The organism is Polynucleobacter sp. HIN6 (genome assembly GCF_030297575.1).
Lineage (GTDB): Bacteria > Pseudomonadota > Gammaproteobacteria > Burkholderiales > Burkholderiaceae > Polynucleobacter.
This window is the reverse complement of sequence record NZ_AP028137.1, coordinates 474,240-499,260: the sequence shown is the minus strand read 5'-3', so window position 1 is coordinate 499,260 and position 25,021 is coordinate 474,240. Positions and strand designations below refer to the sequence as shown.

General features: G+C 47.3%; 26 protein-coding genes and 2 tRNA genes. 13 read left to right on the top strand and 15 right to left on the bottom strand.

Annotation, left to right across the window (positions count from 1 at the left end; all coding sequences use genetic code 11):
• Nucleotide 1: 1 nt before the first annotated feature.
• Genes thrC through QUE66_RS02560 form a run of 3 tightly spaced genes read right to left on the bottom strand, consistent with a single transcriptional unit; the run spans nucleotide 2 to nucleotide 4,025 of the window.
• A complete protein-coding gene (gene thrC / locus QUE66_RS02570; protein ID WP_286224277.1) occupies nucleotides 2-1,444 on the bottom strand; it encodes a threonine synthase in 1,443 nt (480 codons plus the stop codon).
• Between the two features lie 14 nt (nucleotides 1,445-1,458).
• Nucleotides 1,459-2,769, bottom strand: a complete 1,311-nt coding sequence (locus tag QUE66_RS02565; RefSeq protein WP_286224713.1) for a homoserine dehydrogenase — start codon at nucleotides 2,767-2,769, stop codon at nucleotides 1,459-1,461.
• Nucleotides 2,769-4,025, bottom strand: coding sequence for a pyridoxal phosphate-dependent aminotransferase (locus tag QUE66_RS02560; RefSeq protein WP_286224276.1), 1,257 nt, complete (start codon nucleotides 4,023-4,025; stop codon nucleotides 2,769-2,771). Before QUE66_RS02560 ends, QUE66_RS02565 begins: the two co-directional genes overlap by 1 nt.
• Before the next feature lie 84 nt (nucleotides 4,026-4,109).
• Between QUE66_RS02560 and QUE66_RS02555 the strand changes: the two genes are divergently transcribed.
• The 10 genes from QUE66_RS02555 to QUE66_RS02510 all read left to right on the top strand — a co-directional run bounded on the left by QUE66_RS02555 (nucleotide 4,110) and on the right by QUE66_RS02510 (nucleotide 14,157).
• Nucleotides 4,110-4,490 (top strand): Mth938-like domain-containing protein, encoded by a 381-nt coding sequence (locus tag QUE66_RS02555; protein ID WP_286224275.1) that lies wholly within the window; start codon nucleotides 4,110-4,112, stop codon nucleotides 4,488-4,490.
• A complete protein-coding gene (locus tag QUE66_RS02550) occupies nucleotides 4,491-6,185 on the top strand; it encodes a glycosyltransferase family 39 protein (protein WP_286224273.1) in 1,695 nt (564 codons plus the stop codon).
• 4 nt (nucleotides 6,186-6,189) lie between these two features.
• Entirely contained in the window at nucleotides 6,190-7,347 is a 1,158-nt protein-coding gene (locus QUE66_RS02545) for a DegT/DnrJ/EryC1/StrS family aminotransferase (RefSeq protein ID WP_286224271.1), read from the top strand.
• A gap of 28 nt (nucleotides 7,348-7,375) precedes the next feature.
• Nucleotides 7,376-8,338 carry a glycosyltransferase gene (locus QUE66_RS02540; RefSeq protein WP_286224270.1) on the top strand — a complete coding sequence of 321 codons (963 nt, stop codon included), beginning with the start codon at nucleotides 7,376-7,378 and terminating at the stop codon, nucleotides 8,336-8,338.
• Between the two features lie 3 nt (nucleotides 8,339-8,341).
• Nucleotides 8,342-9,241, top strand: coding sequence for a formyltransferase (locus QUE66_RS02535; RefSeq protein ID WP_286224268.1), 900 nt, complete (start codon nucleotides 8,342-8,344; stop codon nucleotides 9,239-9,241).
• 40 nt (nucleotides 9,242-9,281) lie between these two features.
• Entirely contained in the window at nucleotides 9,282-10,322 is a 1,041-nt protein-coding gene (locus QUE66_RS02530; protein ID WP_286224266.1) for a bifunctional UDP-4-keto-pentose/UDP-xylose synthase, read from the top strand.
• A gap of 11 nt (nucleotides 10,323-10,333) precedes the next feature.
• A complete protein-coding gene (locus tag QUE66_RS02525; RefSeq protein WP_286224265.1) occupies nucleotides 10,334-11,269 on the top strand; it encodes a polysaccharide deacetylase family protein in 936 nt (311 codons plus the stop codon).
• A 21-nt stretch (nucleotides 11,270-11,290) separates the two neighbouring features.
• Nucleotides 11,291-11,758, top strand: a complete 468-nt coding sequence (locus QUE66_RS02520) for a peroxiredoxin (RefSeq protein WP_108508023.1) — start codon at nucleotides 11,291-11,293, stop codon at nucleotides 11,756-11,758.
• A 220-nt stretch (nucleotides 11,759-11,978) separates the two neighbouring features.
• A complete protein-coding gene (locus QUE66_RS02515; RefSeq protein WP_286224261.1) occupies nucleotides 11,979-13,643 on the top strand; it encodes a PhoH family protein in 1,665 nt (554 codons plus the stop codon).
• Nucleotides 13,624-14,157 carry a C40 family peptidase gene (locus tag QUE66_RS02510; protein ID WP_286224260.1) on the top strand — a complete coding sequence of 178 codons (534 nt, stop codon included), beginning with the start codon at nucleotides 13,624-13,626 and terminating at the stop codon, nucleotides 14,155-14,157. The genes QUE66_RS02515 and QUE66_RS02510 overlap by 20 nt, the downstream gene beginning before the upstream one ends.
• Here the strand turns inward: QUE66_RS02510 and dnaB are convergent.
• The 6 genes from dnaB to QUE66_RS02480 form a co-directional block, all read right to left on the bottom strand.
• Nucleotides 14,154-15,557, bottom strand: a complete 1,404-nt coding sequence (gene dnaB / locus QUE66_RS02505) for a replicative DNA helicase (RefSeq protein WP_286224712.1) — start codon at nucleotides 15,555-15,557, stop codon at nucleotides 14,154-14,156. The genes QUE66_RS02510 and dnaB overlap by 4 nt on opposite strands.
• A 64-nt stretch (nucleotides 15,558-15,621) precedes the next feature.
• Entirely contained in the window at nucleotides 15,622-16,074 is a 453-nt protein-coding gene (gene rplI, locus QUE66_RS02500; protein WP_286224259.1) for a 50S ribosomal protein L9, read from the bottom strand.
• A gap of 13 nt (nucleotides 16,075-16,087) precedes the next feature.
• Nucleotides 16,088-16,369, bottom strand: a complete 282-nt coding sequence (rpsR, locus tag QUE66_RS02495; RefSeq protein ID WP_108508018.1) for a 30S ribosomal protein S18 — start codon at nucleotides 16,367-16,369, stop codon at nucleotides 16,088-16,090.
• Between the two features lie 9 nt (nucleotides 16,370-16,378).
• Nucleotides 16,379-16,684, bottom strand: coding sequence for a primosomal replication protein N (priB, locus tag QUE66_RS02490; protein WP_286224258.1), 306 nt, complete (start codon nucleotides 16,682-16,684; stop codon nucleotides 16,379-16,381).
• 45 nt (nucleotides 16,685-16,729) lie between these two features.
• Nucleotides 16,730-17,101 carry a 30S ribosomal protein S6 gene (rpsF, locus tag QUE66_RS02485; protein ID WP_286224257.1) on the bottom strand — a complete coding sequence of 124 codons (372 nt, stop codon included), beginning with the start codon at nucleotides 17,099-17,101 and terminating at the stop codon, nucleotides 16,730-16,732.
• 102 nt (nucleotides 17,102-17,203) lie between these two features.
• Nucleotides 17,204-18,193, bottom strand: coding sequence for an asparaginase (locus QUE66_RS02480; RefSeq protein WP_286224256.1), 990 nt, complete (start codon nucleotides 18,191-18,193; stop codon nucleotides 17,204-17,206).
• A gap of 64 nt (nucleotides 18,194-18,257) precedes the next feature.
• Here QUE66_RS02480 and lexA point away from each other — a divergent pair, with 64 nt between their 5' ends.
• A complete protein-coding gene (gene lexA / locus QUE66_RS02475) occupies nucleotides 18,258-18,962 on the top strand; it encodes a transcriptional repressor LexA (protein ID WP_286224255.1) in 705 nt (234 codons plus the stop codon).
• Here the strand turns inward: lexA and QUE66_RS02470 are convergent.
• The 5 genes from QUE66_RS02470 to uvrC form a co-directional block, all read right to left on the bottom strand.
• Nucleotides 18,959-19,417, bottom strand: a complete 459-nt coding sequence (locus QUE66_RS02470) for a hypothetical protein (RefSeq protein ID WP_286224254.1) — start codon at nucleotides 19,415-19,417, stop codon at nucleotides 18,959-18,961. The two genes, lexA and QUE66_RS02470, sit on opposite strands and share 4 nt — an antisense overlap.
• An 81-nt stretch (nucleotides 19,418-19,498) precedes the next feature.
• Nucleotides 19,499-19,572 (bottom strand) — tRNA-Cys (locus QUE66_RS02465).
• 72 nt (nucleotides 19,573-19,644) lie between these two features.
• Nucleotides 19,645-19,720 (bottom strand) — tRNA-Gly (locus QUE66_RS02460).
• Nucleotides 19,721-19,785: 65 nt separating this feature from the next.
• Entirely contained in the window at nucleotides 19,786-20,355 is a 570-nt protein-coding gene (gene pgsA / locus QUE66_RS02455) for a CDP-diacylglycerol--glycerol-3-phosphate 3-phosphatidyltransferase (RefSeq protein WP_286224253.1), read from the bottom strand.
• A gap of 30 nt (nucleotides 20,356-20,385) precedes the next feature.
• Nucleotides 20,386-22,266: an excinuclease ABC subunit UvrC gene (gene uvrC, locus QUE66_RS02450; RefSeq protein WP_286224252.1), complete on the bottom strand. Its 1,881-nt coding sequence runs from the start codon at nucleotides 22,264-22,266 to the stop codon at nucleotides 20,386-20,388.
• On the opposite strand from uvrC, the gene earP reads away from it, so the two are divergent.
• Entirely contained in the window at nucleotides 22,265-23,308 is a 1,044-nt protein-coding gene (gene earP, locus QUE66_RS02445) for an elongation factor P maturation arginine rhamnosyltransferase EarP (RefSeq protein ID WP_286224251.1), read from the top strand. The genes uvrC and earP overlap by 2 nt on opposite strands.
• Before the next feature lie 79 nt (nucleotides 23,309-23,387).
• On the top strand, nucleotides 23,388-23,948 hold the full coding sequence (gene efp, locus QUE66_RS02440; protein WP_286224250.1) for an elongation factor P: 561 nt from the start codon (nucleotides 23,388-23,390) through the stop codon (nucleotides 23,946-23,948).
• On the opposite strand, the gene nagZ is transcribed toward efp, so the two are convergent.
• Nucleotides 23,945-25,021 (bottom strand): beta-N-acetylhexosaminidase, encoded by a 1,077-nt coding sequence (gene nagZ / locus QUE66_RS02435; protein WP_286224249.1) that lies wholly within the window; start codon nucleotides 25,019-25,021, stop codon nucleotides 23,945-23,947. The genes efp and nagZ overlap by 4 nt on opposite strands.

Genomic DNA, 25,021 nt, shown 5'->3' with positions numbered 1-25,021 from the left:
ATCAATCGACGTGATCTTGGATAAAGGCCTTCACCGTTGGGGTGCTAGCCGGTACATTCGTCACACGTTGTGGCTTATTTTTAATGTCACGAAATGCGGGTGGGCAATCGGCAGGCCGACCCAATGCTTCTTGGATCGTTTCTTCAAATTTAATTGGCAAGGCGGTCTCCAGCACTAGCATCCGAATGCCATCCTGCAAATACTCACGTGCCACTTTAATGCCGTCAGCAGTATGGGTGTCAATCATGACACCGTAGCGCTCATCAATATCCCGAATCGTTTCTAAACGATTTTGATGTGTACTTCGACCCGAGACAAATCCAAATTGAGAGATGTTTTTAAATGCCGGATCATACGATAAATCAAAGCCACCATCCGTTTCTACTTGTTTAAATAATTGGGCAGTACGCTTACCGTCACGACCAAGTAGATCGAAAATAAAACGCTCAAAATTACTTGCTTTCGAAATATCCATCGACGGGCTTGAGGTATGTAAAGTTTCGGCAGATTTGCGTGCTCGGTAAACGCCGGTTTTAAAGAACTCATCGAGGACATCGTTTTCATTGGTTGCAACTACTAAGTGCGCAATCGGCAAACCCATCATCCTGGCGATATGACCTGCGCAAACATTACCAAAATTACCGGATGGCACTGCGTAAGATATTTTTTCCTCACTCGAAGCTGTTGCTAATAAATATCCCTGAAAGTAGTACACCACCTGCGCTAAAACACGTCCCCAATTGATAGAGTTCACTGTTCCAATTCGATATTTAGCTTTGAACTCCAAATCATTGCTAACCGCCTTCACAATATCCTGGCAATCATCAAATACTCCGTCGACCGCGAGATTAAAAATATTGGGGTCTTGCAAGGAATACATTTGCGCCGACTGGAACGGGCTCATCTTGCCACGCGGCGACAGCATAAACACTTTAATGCCCTCTTTACCTCGCATAGCGTACTCGGCCGCACTTCCAGTATCCCCGGAAGTGGCCCCCAAGATATTGAGATCCTGCTTGGCATGTTTTAATGCGTATTCAAAGAGATTGCCTAACAACTGCATCGCCATATCTTTGAAAGCAAGGGTTGGGCCATTCGATAAACTTAAGAGTCCCAACCTTGCACCATGCTCCTCACCTAACCAATGCACCGGGGTAATGTCACTTGCTGCGTCAGCAGGACGACCATTGCAATAGACCTGCGGAGTATAGGTCTTGTGAAGCAAGGCTTTTAAATCATCAGCGGGAATATCATCGCAATACAAACGAATAATTTCAAATGCCAAGTCGGGGTACGACAGACCCCTCCAAGAATCTAACTGCGCCTTGGTCACCTGAGGATAGTGAGTTGGCAAATACAAACCCCCATCGGGTGCCAGGCCACCTAATAAAATTCCCTGAAAAGTTTGTTCTGGGCTTGCGCCTCGGGTTGATTGATAAAGCATATGTAAAACTGGGTCTAGGAAAGATTTTCAAGACGAATCTTCACGATCTCACCAATCACGGTTTTTAGATCTTGCATCTCTAACAAAGCCGCCGTCATATTTTTTTCTTTGGTCTCATGGGTCAGAATCACGAGATCGGTTTGGCTTTCACCTTCGGCAGCTTCTTTTTGCAAGAGAGCATCGATGGATACGCCATGCGCAGCCAAAATTCGTGTGATATCGGCCAAAACGCCAGCCTGATCAGCAACTGCTAAGCGCAAATAATAACTGGTCGTTACTTCTGCGATCGGCAGGATCGGAGTATTTTGCAAGGCATCTGGCTGAAACGCCAAATGGGGCACCCGATTTTCAGGATCTGCCGTTTGCAAACGCGTCACATCGACCAAATCGGCAATCACGGCAGAGGCTGTTGGCTCTGAACCAGCGCCCTTCCCGTAATAAAGAGTGGTACCTACCGCATCACCAAATACTTGTACCGCATTCATGGCGCCTTCAACGTTAGCCAACAAACGCTTAGCGGGAACCAAGGTTGGGTGCACACGTAACTCAATACCACTTGGGGTTTTCTTGGTAATCCCTAAAAGCTTGATGCGGTAGCCCAATTGCTCAGCATACCGAATGTCAGTGGCAGAGAGCTTGGTGATTCCCTCAACATGCGCTTGCGCAAATTGCATCGGCACTCCAAAAGCAATAGCACTCATGATAGTTGCCTTATGAGCCGCATCAATTCCTTCAATATCGAAGGTTGGGTCCGCTTCAGCATAGCCTAAGCGTTGCGCCTCTTTTAGGACGACATTAAAGTCCAAACCCTTATCGCGCATCTCAGAGAGAATAAAGTTAGTCGTACCGTTAATAATTCCAGCAATCCATTCGATCCGATTGGCACTCAAGCCCTCACGCAAGGCCTTAATAATTGGAATGCCGCCAGCGACCGCAGCTTCAAATGCGACCATCACTCCCTTAGCATGAGCTGCTTTAAAGATCTCATTACCATGCACAGCAATTAAAGCTTTGTTGGCAGTGACCACGTGTTTTCCATGTGCAATGGCTTCAAGCACCAAATCCTTAGCGATCCCATAGCCGCCAATCAGCTCGACCACAATATCTATCTCGGGATTCTGAATCACCTTACGTGCATCGTTGACCACCTCGGCCTGGCCCTGTACAAGCTCTTGCGCGCGCTGGGTATTTAAATCCGCTACCGTATGAATCCGTATTCCGCGCCCTGCGCGCCGCTGTATTTCCTCTTGATTACGAGCGAGAACGGTAAAGACTCCGCTACCAACGGTGCCAATCCCCAGAAGTCCAACTTGAATAGGTTTCATCATGCTTTTACTGTGGTTGCTGTGACCGAATTGCTTGCGTGTTTCGTACGATAGCGTTCAAGAAAGTGAGCAATCCGCTTGATAGCCTCACGCAAAGTATCTTCATGGGGTAAGAAAGTAATCCGGAAATGATCTGGTTTGGGCCAATTAAAACCGGTGCCCTGCACCAAAAGAACTTTCTCCTCTTTGAGAAGATCGGCAATAAATTGCTGATCGTCTTTAATCGGATACATCTGTGGGTCGAGTTTTGGGAATAAATAGAGTGCTGCTTTAGGCTTGGCAACACTGACCCCTGGGATCTCACTCATGAGTTTGTAAGCCAAGTCACGTTGACGAGTTAATCGACCATCCTTAGCCACCAGGTCATTGATGCTTTGATAGCCGCCTAATGCCGTTTGAATCGCATATTGCCCTGGAACATTAGCGCAGAGCCGCATTGAGGACAGCATGTTTAAACCCTCAATGTAATCAGCAACCATTGCTTTATCACCAGACACAACCATCCAGCCCGAGCGGTAACCGCAGGAGCGGTAGTTCTTTGATAGACCATTAAACGTAATCGTGACTACGTCGGTCGATAGCGATGCCAGCGAAATGTGTTTCTCGCCATCAAAGAGCATTTTGTCGTAGATCTCATCGACAAATAAGATCAAATTATGCTGGCGCGCAACCGCAATGATTTCTAGCAACACTTCTTTGGAATACAAAGCACCGGTTGGATTATTAGGATTGATTACCACAATAGCTTTGGTTCGCGGAGTGATTTTGGAGCGCATATCCTCAAGATCAGGCTGCCAATCCTTAGACTCATCACACAAGTAGTGATGCGGGGTCCCGCCTGATAATGAAACAGCGGCAGTCCATAGTGGGTAATCGGGTGCCGGCACCAACACTTCATCGCCATTGTTCAAAAGCGCATTCATCGCCAGAACAATTAACTCAGATGCACCATTGCCGGTGTAAATATCATCCAAGGTAACACCTTGAATCCCTTTTTCTTGGCAATACTGCATGATAGCTTTACGAGCCGCAAAAATCCCCTTGGAATCCGAGTAAGCGGACGCATTTCCAAGATTACGAATCATATCGAGCTGGATTTCTTCCGGAGGATCAAAGCCGAACACACCGACATTGCCGATGTTTAGCTTGATAATTTTGTGCCCTTCCTCTTCCATGCGTTGAGCAAGTTCAAGTACAGGGCCACGAATGTCGTAGCAGACGTTGTTTAGTTTGTCGGACTTTTGTATGGGTTTCACAATCAGATCTTCTACAGGGTTAAGCCATTGAAATTTAGGGATAATTTGCTAGCTATAATCCTCTAATTATGACAGAGCCTCAGCGTGAAGTTACATTCTGACCCACAATCTAGCCAAAATACGATTACCGGCTACGGAATTGGCTTTATTGAGGTCAATAAAACCCCGTATTCGCAAGCCCTTATCGTTCAGCCTGATGGCGAAGTGATGGTGTGGCCAGTTGAAGAAAGCCTTGACCTCACAGAAGATCATTTCTCGTTAATTAGTGGTTTGCAACCTGAGTTGGTGATCATAGGCACCGGCAAGAAGCAGGTATTTCTGAACCCCAAAATTCTGCAACCACTGATTAAGGCCAAAATTGGTTTTGAAATGATGGACTCCCAAGCGGCATGCCGCACCTACAACATCTTGATGGGCGAGGGGCGGAAAGTGCTTGCCGCCATCATCTTGGAGAAAATTAGTTAGATGTTTGCTGAACGCCAACTCACACCGCTCAATGCAGGTGCATTACTGATTGTCTTCATCCTTGCGAGCGTATTATGGTTTGCCACTCTGGACTATCGGCATCTGATTCCAACGGATGAAGGTCGTTATGCGCAAATGGCCCGCGAGATGATGGTGAGCGGCGATTACATCACACCCCGGTACAACGACTACAAATATTTTGAGAAGCCACCTCTGCATATTTGGGCTTCAGCAATTACGTTTCAACTCTTCGGGCTAGGGGAATGGCAAGCACGCTTTTGGAGTGGGCTGACCGGTTATCTTTCGATTTTGTTGGTTGGATTTACTGCGGGTAAATTATTTGGGCGGGTTACCGGATATCTATCCGCACTTATTCTGCTATCAAGCCCCATGTGGGTCGTGGGCGGACATTTCAATGCGCTCGATATGGGCTTATCGGCTTTTCTAAATTTAGCCCTATGCTCACTTTTATTAGCTCAACATGCGTATCAACAACATCGCCCACAATCCGGCCGCCTTTGGATGTGGGTCTGCTGGTTGGCAATGGGTCTTGCCACCCTATCAAAAGGACTGATCGGCATTGTGATTCCAGGAATGGTGCTATTTGCGTATATCGTGACGCGCTTTGACTGGAAACTGTTAAGCCGCTTACATATTCTCAGTGGATTAGTGATTTTTCTGATCGTGACTGCGCCCTGGTTTATTGCGGTATCGATTCAAAATCCAGAGTTTGCTCACTTCTTTTTTATTTATGAACATTTCGAGCGCTTTACAGCAACAGCTCATGGGCGCACGGCACCGGCTTACTTTTTCTTACCATTAGTCCTTGTGGGCTTTTTACCCTGGATGCCCCAGTTCTTTCGGTCCGCCTGGCAAACCCTCAAGCAATATAGAATCGGATCATTCTCGGCAGAGTGGATGCTCTGGGCATGGTTCGCAGTTATCCTTATTTTCTTTAGTATCTCGCGCTCAAAATTACCGGGCTACATCATGCCGGTCTTTCCAGCCCTGGCTATTTTGGCAGCCAAATCAATCGCTGATTATTTAGAATCGCATGCGCACCTTTCCATAGGTTGGCGATTACAAACCTTATTTTTTGCCTTACTCGCGCTCACCGGCTTCTTCTTTTTGTCCGAAATTGGTCGCAATGGTCAGCCTGATGAAGTCGCTGCCTATCAGGCTTACACCGTTTGGATTGTGATCGCTCTATCTTGCTTATTGGCATTTAGTCTGGTAGCAAGCCTGTTTGCGAAGCGCAATTCACTGCTCAGCATTGCCCTATTTGCTTTTGGCTTTTTCTTAACCGCCACCATTGCTGGAACGGGACATGAAACTTTGGGTCGCGCTGTCTCTGGCTATGACCTGGCACAAAGAGTGAAATCACAAATCCCAAAGGATGCCAAGATTTACTCGGTTCGCTTACTCGATCACACTGTTCCCTTTTACCTGGAGCGCAACACCATCATGGTCGAGTTTACCGATGAACTGACCTTTGGTGCCAAACAAGAACCCCAGAAATGGATACCGACTCTCAGTGAATTTATCATCGTCTGGAATCAAGATCCCAATGCCATCGCGCTAATGCGCCCCGATCAATTTGTTGAGCTAGAAGGTCTCGGGCTTCCCATGGAGGTATTGGGTCGCGATAGTCGACGGGTTGTGGTTCGACATCCACAAGAGCCTTTGCGACAATAGGCAGATGGAGCAAATGAGCCAGCCATTTATTCCCTTTACTAAGCCAACGATTGATGAGGCCACGATTGCAGCAGTAGCCGATGTGTTGCGCTCTGGCTGGATTACGTCCGGCCCAAAGGTTTTAGAGTTTGAAGCGGCTTTGAGTCAGTATTTAGGTGGCGCGACTGTTCGTTGCTTTGCAAACGGCACGGCCACCATGAAAATCGCCCTTCAAGTTGCTGGGATTGGTCCAGGCGATGAGGTGATCACGACTCCAATTTCGTGGGTCGCCACTTCCAATGTGATCCTAGCTGTGGGCGCAAAGCCTGTTTTTGTTGATATTGATCCGAAGACCCGTAATTTAGATCTTCGTCAAGTTAGCTCTGCCATTAACGCCAAAACCAAAGCTATTATGCCGGTGTATTTGGCTGGATTGCCTCTTGATATTGATGCGCTTTACGCGATTGCGGAGCATCATCAATTGCGCGTGATTGAGGATGCCGCTCAAGCACTCGGATCCTCGTGGAACGGATTGCGCATTGGCACAAAAGGTCGGCATGATTTAGTCAGTTTTAGTTTTCAGGCAAATAAAAATCTAACCACCATCGAAGGTGGTTGCTTAGTTTTTAACACCGAGCGCTTTGGTGAGGATCAAGTCAGTCTGGCCGAGAAATTACGGTTGCAAGGATTGGTGCGTCATGGTCCTGATGGCATGGAGGTCGATGTTCTGGGTGGCAAAGACAACCTAACCGATGTCAATGCTGTTATTGGTCTTCATCAATTAAAACAATTGGACTGGTTTCAAGGGCAACGCCTCGCTCTCGCCCGTCATTATTTTGATCAGTTCGAACAATCGGGTTTGAACAAAATAGGTTTAGGTCTGCCAATCGCCGATTTTGCAAATAGTAATTGGCATATGTTCCAGGTCTTACTGCCCTTGGAGCGCTTAGGCCAATCACGTAGCCAAATCATGCTTGCCTTAAAAGAACGTGGTATTGGTACTGGGGTGCATTACCCAATCATTACCAGCTTTGCACTGTATCGTGAGCGTGGGTACTCGGAACAGGCAACCCCAGTTGCCAATATGATTGGTCAATCCATTTTAACTCTGCCACTTTTCCCCACCATGACCAATGCCGACGTTGATCGTGTGGTCAAGGCACTACAAGAGGTTTTAGCGTAAACGCCTCTAGATCAGGCAAAATGGTGTCATGAACAGCTTTGCTCATCCACGCTTAAGTGTCGTGATCCCGGTTTATAACGAGGAAGAGGGCTTACAGGCTCTATTTGATCGCCTATACCCCGCACTTGATCATGTTGCGAGTCAGTATGCACTCAGCTACGAACTTATATTTATTAACGATGGCAGTAAAGATCGGTCTGCTGCCATGCTCGCGATGCAATACGAAAAGCGGCCTGATTTAACACGCGTGGTTTTATTTGCAAATAACTTTGGCCAACACATGGCGATCATGGCTGGTTTTGAATATGCACGCGGTGAATACATTGTTACCTTAGATGCGGATCTACAAAATCCTCCGGAAGAGATTGGGAAAATTGTGCGTCAGCTGGAGGAAGGTCATGACTATGTTGGCACGATTCGAGAAAATCGCCAAGACTCATGGTTCCGAAAGACGGCCTCGCGTGCCATGAATCGATTACGCGATAAGCTCACTCGCATCACCATGACCGATCAAGGCTGCATGATGCGTGGCTACCATCGCCGCATCATTGATTTAGTGCGGCAGTGTGAGGAAGCGAATACCTTCATTCCTGCCTTGGCTTACACCTTCGCCAACAATCCAATTGAAATTACCGTTAAACATGAAGAACGGTTTGCTGGAGAATCAAAATACAGCCTGTATCAATTGATTCGTCTTAATTTTGATTTGGTCACTGGCTTCTCAGTGATGCCACTGCAACTCTTTTCGATCCTCGGCATGCTATTAGCTGGAGCAGCAGGCTCCCTATTCCTTCTCCTTTTAATCCGTCGTTTTGTATTGGGCGCTGAAGTTGAGGGTGTGTTCACACTCTTTGCGCTCACCTTCTTTTTAATTGGCGTCATGCTATTTGGCCTGGGCCTCTTAGGGGAATATATCGGCCGGATTTACCAACAAGTTCGTCAACGGCCTCGCTATATGGTGAGCGCGGTCTTAGAGCAATCTAAACCCTAGATCTTGAATCAAACACCAAAGCGCGCAGTTGTTTTTGCCTACCATGATGTCGGTGTTGCTTGTTTGCAAGCATTAATCGATGCAGGCATGCAAGTTGATTTAGTCATCACCCATGCCGATGACCCCAATGAGAGGATTTGGTTTGGCAGCGTTCAAAAACTCTGCGAACAACGGGGTTTGCCGTGTCGAATCGTGCAACAGAGTGAATTATTAACCTTACTCCCCGAGATCAAGGAGATTGCACCCGACTATCTCTTTTCTTTTTATTACCGCTTCATGTTGCCCACTGAGTTACTTGAGACCGCAACCATTGCGGCTCTCAATATGCATGGCTCGCTCTTACCGAAGTACCGCGGCCGTGCTCCTGTGAACTGGGCCGTGTTACATGGCGAGACTGAAACGGGAGCAACCCTACACGTTATGGAAGCAAAACCCGATGCCGGTGATATTGTGGGACAAGTGGCTGTTCCCATTGAAATTCATGAGACAGGCAAAGAGGTGTTTGACAAAGTCAGTCAAGCCGCAAAACGGGTGATGGAGAATGTGCTACCCCAACTCATGCAAGGAGAGCTTCCTCGACAAGCCAATCGATTGGCAGAAGGTTCTTATTTTGGGGGTCGCAAACCCGAGGATGGTCGCATCGATTGGACCAAGTCAGCCATGTCGATTTACAACCTGATTCGGGCGGTGGCGCCGCCCTACCCTGGTGCCTTTACCGAATTAAGTGGGCAAAAAGTGATTCTTACCAAAAGCTCCCTACCACTGGAACCTAGCGTAGACCTACCCCCCTCAATCGCAGCATTCCTCAAAAAATCCGGGTTGGGGATGCATCTCGTCGATAATCGTTACTTTGGCCTGTGCGGCGATGGCAAGGTTCTTGAGCTATTTTTAATGCAAGAGTAGTCGGTCGTTGGCCTCTGAAGTTCATCAAAGGAATGGTTTTATGAAAAAGATTTTGATTTTGGGTGTGAATGGATTTATTGGCCATCACCTCTCAAAGCGCATATTGGAGACCACGTCGTGGGAGGTCTACGGCATGGATATGCAAAACGACCGAATTGGTGATCTTCTCAACCACCCTCGTATGCATTTCTTTGAGGGTGATATCACCATTAATCGTGAATGGGTGGAGTATCACGTTCGTAAGTGCGATGTGATCCTGCCGCTCGTTGCAATCGCCACACCGGCAACCTATGTACAACAACCACTGCGTGTATTTGAGTTGGACTTTGAAGCCAATCTTCCCATCGTGCGCTCGGCCGTGAAGTATGGCAAGCACCTCGTCTTCCCGTCAACCTCCGAGGTCTACGGCATGTGCACAGATACTGAATTTGATCCAGCCTCATCCAATTTGGTTTATGGCCCCATCAATAAACCGCGCTGGATTTATGCCTGCGCCAAGCAATTGATGGACCGAGTCATCTGGGGTTATGGCATGGAGGGCTTACGCTTTACTTTATTTAGACCATTTAACTGGATTGGCCCTGGTTTAGATAGCATCTATACCCCCAAAGAGGGTTCCTCACGGGTGGTTACTCAGTTTCTAGGCCATATTGTGCGTGGTGAGCCGATTAATCTGGTCGACGGGGGCTCTCAGAAACGGGCCTTTACATACATTGACGATGGCATTGATGCTTTAATGCGCATCATCACTAATCAAGGTGATATTGCCAATGGCAAGATCTATAACGTGGGTAACCCCAAAAATAATTACTCAGTTAAAGAGTTGGCTGCCATGATGCTTGCGATTGCCAAGCAAATCCCTGAGTATGCAGTTACGGCAGATCGAGTTCAATTGGTGGAAACAACCTCCAAAAGCTACTATGGCGCTGGATATCAGGATGTCCAAAATCGAGTTCCTGCCATCGAAAATACGATGGCTGAACTTGGTTGGAAACCCACTATTGCGATGAACGATGCACTTAGTAAGATTTTTGAAGCCTATCGCCATGATGTCGATAAAGCGCGACATCTGGTTGAATAGTACTGAGTCCCATGGCAAAAATTGCACTGAAAGTTGACGTTGATACATTACTTGGAACCCAAGTTGGAACTCCAAATCTAGCCAAGCTTTTTGCAGAGCTCGATATTCAAGCGACTTTTTTATTTAGTCTTGGGCCCGACCATACAGGTTGGGCATTAAAACGAGTTTTTCGGCCAGGTTTTCTGAAAAAAGTATCGCGCACTTCGGTGGTAGAGCACTACGGCATCAAAACCCTTTTATACGGGGTTCTCCTCCCGGCGCCTGACATTGGCAAAACTGCTGCGCATGAAATGCGTGCTGTTGATGAGGCCGGTCATGAGACCGGGATCCATACCTGGGATCATGTCTATTGGCAAGATCATGTTTATCAACGTGATGCAACGTGGACTCGAATCCAAATGCAAAAAGCCTATGATCGTTTTTGTGAGATATTCAAACACCCTCCACTTACGCATGGTGCTGCAGGCTGGCAAATGAATGAAGCGGCCCTGATGCAACTCGATGATTGGGGGATGCAATACGCCTCTGATGGGCGCTCTGAGCCCAATCTCGCGCCGTACCGTATTCAATTTAAGCATCAGCGAAGCAAGCATATTCAGTACCCCACCACACTTCCAACCTTTGATGAGCTCATTGGAGTGGATGGGCGGGATGCCTTTGGAGCGGCCCAAGCAATTCTTGGGCTCACTCAAAGTAATCCCAATGATCAAGTCTTTACCCTGCATGCTGAGTTAGAAGGACAAAAGTTGTTACCTGCCTTTAAATCATTACTTCAGGGGTGGATGATGCAAGGTCACGAACTGGTTACGATGGGTCAATTGCACAAATCTTGGCTGGCGACTGGGCAACTCGATAAAATAACCACTGAGCCATTCCAGTATGGCAGTATTGCCAATCGCAGCGGTGAACTGATGATCCAAATGCGCCATGCAACTAATTTCACATAACCATTGACGAGGGGAATTACGATGACGATTAAGATTGGGCAGACGATGCCAATGTGTGAGATTCCGGCAACATCAAACCTCACTTTCTCGCCAAAAGCGTATCAAGGTAAAAAGCTAGTGCTTTACTTTTATCCCAAAGATTCAACACCGGGATGCACGGTTGAAGCAGGAGAGTTTCGGGATCATATTGACGCATTTAATCAAGCAAATGCTTTGGTGGTTGGGGTGTCCCGGGATAATTTGCGTTCACATGAGAACTTTCGCCAAAAATTAGGTCTGCCTTTTGAATTGGTTGCCGATACCGAAGAAAAACTGTGCACGATCTTTAATGTCATCAAAATGAAAAATATGTACGGCAAACAAGTTCGTGGCGTTGATCGCAGCACCTTCCTATTTGATAGCAAAGGCGTTCTCCAAAAGGAGTGGCGAGGCATTAAGGTTGCAGGACATGTGGCCGAAGTACTCGCTGCCGCCAAGGCTATGTCCTAGGGATTTATACGGTACTTGCAAAGACATCAATTTGGGTTACAGTATGGCTATATGCACCGTAAGCGATGGATGCCATTAAACCCGCATCGGGGTCTATTTAGGCCACGACGGGAGACCGGCCCCCTAGTAAATCGTGCATATGATCCCGCCCTCTGCGTCACCCCTCAAAACCGCCTTTCGCTCTTCGTAGGCGGTTTTTTCATCTAGGAGAAGTTCTCGCATGCCATTACCTCCACTGCCCACCCAAATTGCCGATCAAGTCAATTTAAGTCGTCAGAAAACGCCGGATCTCAAAAACCCCCCTAAAAAGGTAAAAAAAGCACATGCGCCAAGCTGGGCCCAAGAGGTAGAACCCAATATTGATATGGATGATGATCTGTCAGCCGCGGAGGCGGCATTAGAACAGATTAAAACAATTGCTCCCACCCAACATCTGGAAAAGCAACTGGACTCCAAGCTAGAGCGACCAAAGCGCACAGTGCGTACAGGTCCACCAAGTTTATTTGTCTTAGATACCAATGTATTAATGCACGATCCGTCCTCGCTCTTTCGGTTTGAGGAGCACGATTTATATCTGCCCATGACAACCCTTGAGGAGCTCGACAACCATAAAAAGGGGATGAGTGAGGTTGCTCGTAATGCACGCATGGTGAGTCGCTCGCTCGACCAGCTGATTGCCGGTACCAGCGGTCAGCTCGACGAAGGAATCCCGCTCAATAAATTGGGTAATCAAGATGCAACGGGGAGGTTATTTTTCCAGACCCAGTTTTCCACCGCCCCCCTACCCGAGGGGTTGCCAGAGGGTAAAGGCGATAACCTGATTTTAGGGGTGGTTCGTGATCTGCAAAAAGCCAAACCTCAGCAAGAAGTTGTTTTGGTATCGAAAGATATCAATATGCGAATCAAGGCCAGAGCTCTGGGCCTTCCGGCCGAAGATTACTTCAATGACCAGGTCTTAGAAGATCGAGATTTAATGTACTCGGGCGTGATGGCGCTACCGAGTGACTTTTGGCCGAAGCATGGCAAGGCCATGGAGAGTTGGGCGGATGGCAAGAGCGGTACGATGTTTTATCGGGTTACTGGCCCGCTGGTGTCCAGCATGCTGATCAATCAATTTGTTTATCAAGAAAATCCAGACGGCACGACTCCCTTTTATGCCCTGGTGCGCGAAATCAATGGCAAAACTGCATTACTTCAAACTCTGAAGGATTACTCCCATCAGAAAAATAATGTGTGGAGTATCACCGCGCGCAATCGCGAGCAAAACTTTGCCATGAATCTCCTCATGAATCCAGACATTGATTTTGTGACTCTGCTTGGTCAAGCTGGTACCGGTAAAACTTTACTTGCCCTTGCAGCCGGCCTCGAGCAAGTATTGGATAGTAAACGCTATAACGAGATCATCATTACTCGAGCAACCGTTCCGGTTGGTGAAGATATTGGATTTTTACCAGGCACCGAAGAAGAAAAAATGCAGCCCTGGATGGGCGCTTTTGACGACAACTTAGAGGTATTACATCGGAGTGACGACACTGCAGGAGAATGGGGTCGCGCTGCCACTCAAGAACTAATCCGTTCTCGGATTAAGGTTAAAAGCATGAACTTCATGCGAGGTCGTACATTTGTGAGTAAATTTCTGATTATTGATGAAGCTCAGAACTTAACACCTAAACAGATGAAAACGCTTGTTACACGAGCTGGTCCCGGTACCAAAATCGTATGCCTTGGGAACATTGCCCAAATTGACACTCCTTATCTTACTGAGGGCTCATCCGGCCTTACCTATGTGGTCGATCGTTTTAAAGGTTGGCGTCACAGCGGTCACATTACCTTGGCTCGTGGCGAACGTTCGCGACTAGCCGATCATGCAGCTGAAGCACTGTAATACCAATTTACTAGTCACAGCGGTGGTTGCACTGAGTGTATTAACACTCAGTGCTTGCTCCACCACCCCAACTCGTAAATCTGGCGGGGTGGTAAGTAACCCGCGTATTGCGCACTTTAAGAACGATACAAGCGTTGGTAACGAAGGTATTTCGATTGCAGCAATGGGCTTGGTCGGTGTCCCTTATCGTTATGGCGGCAACACCCCAGCAGGTGGATTTGATTGCAGTGGATTAATTGTTTACGTCTACAAAAACAGCTCGGGCATCAAACTACCAAGAACGATTCAGCAAATGAGTAATGTTGGCACTGGTATTGGGCAACAGGCTCCTGCGCCCGGCGACTTGGTGTTCTTTAATACCACTGGTGAGCGCTACTCTCATGCCGGAATATATGTTGGCCAAGGCCGTTTTGTACATGCGCCTAGCGCAGGTGGCACAGTCCGTCTTGAACGGATTGATTCACCCTACTGGGCAGCGCGCTATACCGAGGCGCGCCGGATTACAGGCAATTAAAAGGGGCTAAACCCACCGCCATACGAAGGAGTATTGGGGGCCAAGTTATCGAACTTAGTGAACTGTCCTTGCCAACTCAGGCGGACTGTACCAATTGGACCATTACGTTGCTTACCAATAATGACTTCGGCCACACCTTTATCGGTTGTGGTGTCTGGGTGATATACCTCATCACGATAAATAAACAAAATTAAGTCAGCGTCTTGCTCAATGGCTCCAGACTCACGCAGATCAGACATAACAGGTCGTTTATTGGGACGTTGCTCAAGACCACGATTAAGCTGAGATAAGGCGACCACTGGGCACTGCAACTCTTTGGCTAGCGACTTTAAGGACCTTGAGATCTCAGAGATTTCGGTGGCTCTGTTTTCTCCACCGCCACCCGAGCTACCACTCATTAATTGCAGATAATCAACCACAACCATTCCTAGGGTGCCGCCATAATTGCGCGCAATACGACGAGCGCGGGCGCGCAACTCGAGACAGGTTAAGGAGCCGGTCTCATCAATGAGGATTTGGGTATTACTCAGTCGTGCAATCGCATCAGTAACACGTGGCCACTCATCATCATTTAACTTACCAGTCCGCATCCGACTTTGATCAACTCGACCGACTGATCCAAGTAAACGGGTTGCTAGTTGCGCTCCAGACATCTCCATCGAAAACACAACAACCGGGAGACCTTCATGCAAGGCCACATTCTCAGCAAAATTTAGGGCTAACGCGGTCTTACCCATCGAGGGTCTGCCAGCCACGATGACCAGATCGCCTTTTTGCAGACCACTGGTTTGTTTATCGAGATCAATAAAACCAGTTGCGATTCCAGTAATGTCGCTACCGCCATCACGGTTATATAACTCATCAATACGCGCAACCACCGCCTTTAAGAGAGGTTCGATTTCGAGATAATCTGCTTTGCGACTCCCCTCTTCACCAATTTGCAGAATGCGTGATTCAGCCTCATCCAGTAAGGTACGAACTGATCGACCCTCAGGCATAAATGCCGTATTGACAATACTGTCTGAGACCTCAATTAAGCGGCGTAAGATACTGCGATCCCGAATGATCTCTGCATAACCTTTGATATTGGCTGCACTAGGAGTATTTTGTGCTAAGGAATTTAAATAATCGATACCGATGAGATCTGCTTCGGGCTCATTCTTGATCGCCTCAAATACAGTAATCACGTCAGCCGGTCGGTTATCACCGATTAAACGCTCGATAACTCGATAAATCAGCGCATGCTCGCTACGATAGAAATCCCGCTCGGAGAGGATGCCGCCTAAACGATCCCATGCGGTGTTATCCAAAAGCAAACCGCCGAGAACCGATTGCTCAGCCTCGACGGAATGGGGTGGGACTTTGAGAGCCTGCACAACCGCGTCACCAGGCCCAGGCATGCCTGGGTTCATTGGTACGGGACGGTTGCGAGGTTCGGCCATAGGGCTAGTGTACCGAAGTCAACTAGGCCTGCTCACCAATCACACGAATATTAATATCAACCACCACGTCCGTATGAACAGCAACAGCCACTGGGTGGTCACCGACTACTTTCAATGGTCCGGTTGGCATCCGAACTGCAGCTTTTTCAATTTGAAAACTCTTTTTCGCCAGAGCTTCAGCGATATCGTGATTGGTGACTGAGCCAAACAAACGGCCATCAACGCCGGCCTTTTGACTAATCTCCAACACTAAGCCTTTGAGCTTCTCGCCAATCGCTTGCGCAGCCGCGAGCTTCTCTGCAGCAATCTTCTCAAGCTCGGCACGACGTGCAGCAAAGTCAGCAATGGCTGCCTCGGTTGCGCGACGCGCTTTGCGCTGAGGAATTAAAAAGTTGCGAGCAAACCCATCTTTGACTTTAACAACATCACCAAGGTTGCCCAAATTGGTTACTTTTTCAAGCAGAATAACTTGCATCGTGGGCTCCTAATTATTTCTTATGTTGATCTGAGAATGGCAGCAATGCCAAAAAGCGAGCGCGTTTAATTGCGGTATCCAACTGACGCTGATATAGCGCCTTAGTACCCGTTAAGCGAGCTGGCGTAATCTTGGCGTTCTCACCAATAAAATCCTTAAGCGTATCGACATCCTTGTAGTCAATTTGCTCAACGCCTCCAACCGTAAAACGGCAATAACGCTTGCGTTTAAAGAGTGGGTTCTGTGCAGGCTTCTTTTTGAAGTCTGTCTTTTTGTTCATTTTTCCAAAAGCCATAATGGTTTCCTATTTGTTCGATGTGATCTTCGTAATATGAAAAACGAGGCGCTCATTTCGTAAGGTCTTTTGCGTTAAGAACCCCTCAAATACTGCTACTACTCCTAAATCCATCGCTAGTAACTCTCGATGAATCTCACCAATTGCCACGGCTTCAACATTCATCCGAATTTGCCGAACTTGATTTGCTTCGCTTAACTCACCATCATGATGTAACTGACAATGAATCACGGGCAAACCCGCTGGGGTATATCGAATGGCGTCCTTGGCGATTAGAGAAGCAGTCAGGATGAGAAGGTTTGAACTACGCTTCACAATCAGACCGACTTTTACGAATCAAAGCCTCCTTTTCAACAATAATTAGGCTGCTGCCGGTGCGTCAGCTTGAGCGAGCTTGCGAGCTTCTTCACGCTGCACTTCTTTCATCATGATGGATGGCTCAGTCTCAGCCTTCTTCATCTTGACAATGAGGTGACGTAACACTGCATCATTGAACTTAAATGCATGCTCGAGTTCTTCAAGCGTTTTTTGATCGCATTCAATATTCATGCAAACGTAGTGGGCTTTAGCGAGCTTGTCGATCATGTAAGCCATCTGACGACGACCCCAATCTTCGATGCGATGCACTTTGCCACCATGGGTGGTTAGGATCGACTTGTAGCGATCAATCATCGCTGGAACCTGCTCGCTTTGGTCCGGATGGACGATAAAAACGATTTCATAATGACGCATTAATCACTCCTTATGGATAAAACTGCCTAGGCGTCTTGCTTAATTCCGCTGTCAAGAATTAAGCACCAGTGCAGCAAGGGTGGAACAAATTGTTTAAATTACTTACCGAAATTCCGATAAGCCTATCATTCTAGCAAAATAATCCTGCCAACTCAATGGATTAGCACCTGACTGGGTGGCAGCGAATAAGGCTAGCTGCAAAGCGATTCGGGCTTTTGCGGGATTTAAATAACCCGCGCTCAATGCCTTTGCTAATCGACCATTAGGAAGAGTGCCGCCAATATAGCCCCTACCAATTCGAGACGCCCGCACCACCGCGCCTCCAGCCTCAATAAAGCGCTCCAGAGGAGTTGCAAGCTTCTCGTGTACGGTACCTGCACCAGTGCCCGCCAGAACAATGCCCTGAACCCCATGATCCTCTAAAAACTTGACGGTTTCTGGTCTGCCGCCCGAGTGGCTTGTAATAATTTCAACCCAGGGCCATTGATTATCTGGTGGTATCGGTAAGTCATTGCTAACTTGAACCCAATCATTAGGCAGCGCTTCACCAAAAAAGGCGTTCGTCTGAGAGCTATGTCCCTTGACCAAAGCAAGGCCCAGTATTGGCTTAGAGCCCATCACAGCCCAAATTCCACTCTGACTATCCCTTTTCCCAGCAAATTCAATCGCATCGGATAAATTCCCCGGACCATCAGCCTGTGGATGATCAGAGGGAAGCATCGCTCCAGTCAAAACCACCTTCTTGCCAAAATTTCTGGCAGATCCACCGCAGACAAACTCCAAAAAAGTAGCGGTTTCTTCCATCGTATCGGTGCCATGGGTAATTACGATCCCTATTACTTCGGGGTCTGCTAGTCCCATGCGAACCTGGACACCTAATTCGCTTAGAAGGGGCTCACTCAAATCACAGCTATCAATATTTGATAACTGCATGTTTTTTAAAGTAAATTTGCTATTAATCTGGGTCAAAAGGGTTGAAATCGGCACTTGACCAGCTTGATAACCCCCATTTCCTAAATCGGTCCTAAGGCCAGCGATGGTACCGCCAGTGCCTATCACCAAAATAGAGGAAGAAATAGAAGAACTTAACATCTAGGCATTATCCAACCAAGCAAAAGTTCTTGAAATGCCATTTTTTACTGTATACAATCCCAGTATGAACATAAATACAGTAATTGACAGCCCATCTTTACCAAAACTGACTGCTCGGCAGGAAGAGATTTTGGGGCTCATTACCTTGGCCATTGAGGAAAGTGGTCTTCCTCCCACCCGCGCTGAAATAGCAAATCGACTTGGTTTTGCATCTGCCAATGCTGCCGAGGAGCATTTACGTGCTCTAGCCAAAAAGGGCTATATCGAATTAAGTCCTGGAACGTCGAGGGGCATTCGAGTTACCAATACGCAGACTCTTTTACAAGGGCAAAATTTTCGTCAATTGAATTTGCCATCGGGCAGTTTGCAACAACTGACCCTTCCCTTAATTGGTAGGGTTGCCGCAGGCTCACCCATTACTGCGATTGAACATATTGAGAAACATATTCCAGTTGACCCTGGCTTGTTTAGTAAAGGCGCAGACTACCTGCTACGCGTCAAGGGGATGAGTATGCGGGATGCAGGCATTCTCGATGGTGACTATTTAGCCGTTAAAAAGACCACTGAAGCGCGTAATGGCGACATCGTGGTTGCTCGCATCGATGATGAGGTCACTGTAAAGCGCTTTTTGCAAAAGAAAGGCGCTGCTGGTTCATACCTCGAGCTCCAAGCTGAAAATCCAGATTTTGAGAACATCATCGTTCTCGCAGATTCCAACTTTGCCCTTGAGGGGCAAGCGGTTGGGCTAATCCGAGCAAACGGACTTTAAGGCTTACGGGTCGGCGCAATCACATTCGCATTTTTAGGCGAAGAGGTGATGGTGATGATGGATTTAGGGCCTGTTAGAGATCCCTCATTAATTTCAACCGTGCAAGTGCGTTCGCCTTTGGTAAAGACCAAGAAACTGGTTTTTGATTTCGTGGCGGTAACCGTGGTCCACCCCGCTTTGGGATATTCGGACTGAAAAAACGCGTACACATCGGTTGCACCTTGTAATGCGCTGATATTAACGCGGCCTACCCAGCCATCACCACGACCAATAATTAATGAATCAGACCCAATAATTTTGGCCCCAGTTGGCAAAGGCATGTCGCCAAGCAACTGCGCCTGGATTTGATTGATTTCTTCCTGAGTTCCAGTAGGGCTATCACCAGTGGCACAGGCTCCCAACAGCGCAGCAGCGGCAAGAGTAACAAAGTGAGTTTTGGAGATCAATCGATTCATGGTTTTGTTCCAAGGCTAATGGATAAAAGTACCAACAGTCTCTATTTTAGGGCAGAGGGTTAATTCGTCAATGATTATGGGTGGAGGCGCGTGAGGGAATCGAACCCCCGTACGAAGCTTTGCAGGCTCCTGCCTAACCACTCGGCCAACGCGCCCTAATTGGTTTGGAATCCACCAAACAACAACTCAAACAAAATGGGAAGCTTTTGGGGCTTCCCATCAATGAATGGAGCGGGAAACGAGGCTCGAACTCGCGACCTCAACCTTGGCAAGGTTGCGCTCTACCAACTGAGCTATTCCCGCATTACAGGATCGACAGTTTAGCAAAGATTCAGGGATGGGGTCCTAATTAGCAAAATTTCCTAGTTTTACGGCTTATTGGTTAATTGCGGTAAAGCCTTTTGTAGATAGTAAAACATGGACCAAAGCGTGAGAAAAGCTGCAATCCAAATCAGCCAAGTCCCCAAAAGAGAGCTATGGATACCCAAAATTTGCCCATTAAAGAGCAAGAAGGGAATGGCAATTAATTGGGCAGTCGTTTTTAATTTACCGACCATATGGACGGCAACGCTGCGTGACGCACCAACTTGCGCCATCCACTCACGCAGAGCAGAAATTGTGATCTCACGGCCAATAATGACTAATGCGACCCAGGCCTGCACCCGATCTAAATTGAGCAATACCAGCAAAGCAGCAGCCACAATTAATTTATCTGCGACAGGATCTAAAAACTGACCAAAGGCCGACTCTTGGTTCATCCGTCTTGCTAAGAATCCATCTAACCAATCCGTAATGGCGGCAAATACAAAAAGGCCTGTTGAAACGATATTTTTTTCGGGCAGTGACAACCAATCATTGGGTAAATAGAAAATCCCCACCAATAATGGAATGGCTGCTACACGCAGCCAGGTCAAGGCGATGGGTAAATTAAATGGCATTTTTGGAGAATAAACGATTTAATTGATCGATTAATGAAGCTGACGGTATATCTGCTCCGCGAGAGTTTGAGAAATTCCCTCCACGCTCGCTAACTCTTCAACGGTTGCATTTGCAACCCCCCGCAACCCACCAAAGCGCGCTAATAGTTTTTGTCGACGCTTGGCCCCAATGCCCTCCATCTCTTCAAGCCTAGAAACAGTCCTTGACTTAGCACGCTTGGCACGCATCCCGGTAATTGCAAAACGATGCGCTTCATCCCGAATCTGTGCAATCAACATGAGCGCCTGGCTATCCGAACCCAATCGGATGGGCTCCCGCTCATCAGCAAAGATCAGCGTTTCTAGACCAACCTTACGGTCCTCTCCTTTGGCAACACCAACAATTAGCCCAATATCAATACCGAGCTCACTAAAGACCTTCCTGGCTACTTCTACCTGACCCTTACCGCCATCAATGAGAACGAGTTGTGGCACTTTGTCGGCTGGGATTTCCTGAAAATTTGCATAGCGGCGTTGTAATACTTGCTGCATCGCTGCGTAATCATCTCCGGCTGTAATACCAGTAATGTTAAAGCGTCGATACTCACTGGGTTGGAGTTCATTTTTGGCAAAGACTACGCAAGATGCTTGAGTAGCTTCACCAGATGTGTGACTAATATCAAAGCACTCAATGCGTAATTGATCAAGCTGCTCCAAATCGATACCAAGTGCATCTGTAAGTGCTCGAACCCGAGCCAGTTGTCCGCCCGCTTCTGCAATGCGCCGCAGCAAGGCAATCTTGGCATTCCCCTCGGCCATCGCTAACCAATGCTTGCGCTGACCCTGTGGCTGGAACAAAAACGAAATGGGTCGTGCCGAGCGCTCCGTCAGTGCTTGACAGATCGCTTGCGCACGTTCGCCCTTGAATGGTACGTTCGTAATCATGACAGGGGGTGTGATCACGGCTAGGTCAGAAGATGAATCGGTCGATAAATAGTGTTGCTGAATAAATGTTTCAAGAATGATCTGGAGATCAATCGGCTCATCTTCGGATGACTTTAGACCCTTGGAAAAATAGGCACGATCCCCCAAATGACGGCCGCCACGAACCATCGCTAAATTGACACAAATTTGGCCATCGATTTCGGCAGCCGCCAAAATATCAACATCGCCCTCCCCTTCGGCCGCCACATCCATAGACTGCTGCTGAAGAACATTGGATAAGTCAGCAATACGATCACGAATTACAGCAGCCATCTCAAACTCCATAGCAGCACTATAGTTTTCCATCTCACGCTCTAGTTCAGCCAAAACAACTTGGTGGTTACCTTCCAAGAATCGCAGGGCTTGACCAACATCTTGAGAATATTGCTCCTTGGTCAACTTACCCACGCATGGTGCACTACAGCGATGAATTTGATGCAAGAGACAGGGGCGACTTCGATTACGAAAAATCGTATCCTCACAGGTTCGCAAACGAAATACTTTTTGCAAAATTTGCACACTATTACGAACTGCCCAAGAGTTCGGGAAGGGGCCAAAGTAACGATTGCGTCGATCAATCTTGCCGCGATAGGAGGCTAAACGAGGGTAATCATGCCCTGTGAGCATCAGGTAAGGATAGGATTTGTCATCTCTAAAAAGAATATTGAACGGTGGGCTGTATTCTTTAATCAGATTATTTTCAAGAATCAAGGCCTCCGTTTCGGTGCGAGTAATCGTGATTTCGAAACGGATAATGCGCTTGACCATTCGCTCAATTCGAGGGGAGTGGTTATTCTTTTGAAAATAACTCGAGACCCGCCGTTTGAGATCCTTGGCTTTGCCAACATATAAGATATGGCCTGACTCATCAAAAAAACGATAGACGCCTGGTAGCCCAGGAAGTCCCTTTAAATCAATTCGTAAGGATTCAGGAAGTAAATTAGTCATGCGTTGGGATATTTTCTGCCAAATTATCGATAACTATGGCGATGCGGGTATTTGCTGGCGTCTAGCACGATCACTGGCAACTCAATACGATCAAAATATACGCCTATTTTGCGATGATTTGCATACCCTACAACTCATCATGATGGAACAATCCCATCTTAAGGGTATTGAGGTTCTTCCCTGGGAAACCAGTTATCAAAATGCCCGGCATCCGCCAGAGCTTCCCGATGTTGTAATCCAAGCGTTTTCATGTGAGCTACCCACCCGCTATCTCAATAGCATTTTGGTCGCCCCCCAAAAGCCGATTCTGATTCATCTCGAGTACTTAAGTGCAGAGCCATGGGTTGCGGACTTTCATGGCAAACCATCCCCTAATACGCATGGCTTACAAAAGTATTTCTTCTTTCCAGGATTTCAAGCCAATACTGGAGGCCTATTGCTTGATCCCCTTCCAAAAAATGATCAAGAGGATTGCCCCAAGAGCCTAAAGACAATCTGGCAACAGTCTCGGGCCGATTCAAAAAAACTGAGTATTTTTTCGTATCCCGGGGCGCCAATTAAAGAATGGCTCGTAAACCTTAATCAACTGAGAGAGCCCTTTGATATTTTTTTAGCATTTGGTAATGCGCAACTGCTCAATCTACAACAACACCATTGGCCAAATTTAAATCTGATCTCGATGCCGTTTATTCCACAAGATGATTATGACTGGCTCTTGGCACGCTGTGATTTCAACATTGTGCGCGGGGAAGATTCCTTTATTCGGGCGCAGTTAGCAGGCAAGCCCTTTATTTGGAATATCTATCCTCAAGACGACGGCGCGCATCACACCAAGCTCAACGCTTTTTTAGATCTCTACCTTGAGGGTGTCGATCCACGACTGCAAAACCTCATTACAGATGCAATGAATTGGCGGGGGACTCAAAACTGGTGGGACCAACTACCGATGTGGTTAGAGCATGCCAAACACTGGCAAAGAGCCATAATTGATCGCCAATCCGATGGCGGCTTAGCGGGCAGATTAGTTCGGTTTGTCAGTTAAATCATTAACCAGTTAAAATACTAGGTTTGAATCAGTTGGCCCCAATAGGAGCCAATATCCGTAAATATCAGGAATTATTATGAAAATCGCTCAAGAACTCCGCGTGGGTAATGTTGTCATGATTAACGGTGACCCCATGGTGGTCCAGAAACACGAATACAGCCGCTCTGGCCGCAACTCAGCTGTAGTCAAAATGAAGTACAAGAACCTATTAACAGCGGCGCCAAATGAGGGTGTTTACAAAGCGGATGATAAATTCGATGTTGTGATTCTTGAGAAGAAGGATTGCACCTACTCCTATTTTGCAGACCCAATGTACACTTTTATGGACGGCGACTACAACCAATATGAGGTCGAGAAAGACAATATGGGTGATTCACTCAATTACCTCGAAGAAGGGATGGCGGTTGAGGTTGTTTTTTATGACGGCCGAGCCATCTCAGTGGAATTACCCACCACAGTAGTTCGCGAAATTACCTATACCGAACCCGCTGTTAAAGGGGATACCAGCTCCGGTAAGGTTCTCAAAAGCGCCAAAATTGCAACCGGCTTTGAGATTCAAGTTCCCTTGTTCTGCAATACCGGGGACAAGATTGAAATCGATACCCGTACCGGCGAATATCGTAGTCGCGCTAACTAATGAGTAAGGCCAAGGGTTTTTAATAAATCCTTGGCATGCAGATACTCATCGTTTTTATGCAACTCATCCCAGGACTGAGATTCACCCTTCGGAAATAATTTCTTGAGTCGCGTTGCAGACTCTGTGAATTTCTTTGGAGAAACACTGAGTTCCTCAAGTAAGCGATCAGCAAGATCGGGGCGATTACAAATCAGTACCGCGTCACATCCTGCCTTGAGTGCTAATTGAGCACCCTGCACCACATCACCAGCAACACTGGCCCCCTCCATGGAGAGGTCGTCACTAAAAATCACTCCACCAAACTTTAGCTTTTTACGTAAGATGGTTTGCAACCAAATACTAGAAAAGCCTGCCGGTAATGCATCAACCTTGGGATAAATGACATGAGCAGGCATCACTGAGGCAAGACTGATATCAAGCCACTCGTAAGGCTTCATATCATCACTCTCAATTGATTTTAGTGAGCGTTCGTCTTGGGGAATAGCAATATGAGAGTCTGCCTCAGCCCATCCATGTCCCGGGAAGTGCTTACCGCAATTAGCCATATCACCTAAGCGGAGCCCCTCATTCAAACTTTTTGCTAGAACATACACAATTTCTGGGTTGCGATGAAATGAGCGATCGCCAATCACACCACTGCGGGCATAATCCAAGTCCAAAACGGGCGTGAAACTAAAGTCAACTCCACACGCTCTTAGCTCGGTTGCAAGCACGTAGCCGCATGCGGTTGCTGCCTTCATCGCGGAAATTGCAGAGCTTGCCCCAACTCCATTGCGCATCCATAGATCACCCAGGCGGCGCATAGCAGGAAGATGCGTAAACCCGTCCGTTTTACAACGTTGTACTTGACCTCCCTCATGATCAATGCATATCAGAATGTCAGAGCGGACTTGCTTGATTGATTTAGTGAGTGCAGTTAATTGTTTACGAGATTGGAAGTTCCGCCCGAATAAAATTACGCCTCCCGTCAAGGGATTTTTAATGCGTCGGATATCGTGTTGGTTTAAGGTAAGCCCCTCAACATCCAAAATAATGGGGCCTGGGTTATAAGTCGATTTTTTTTGGGTTGCCAC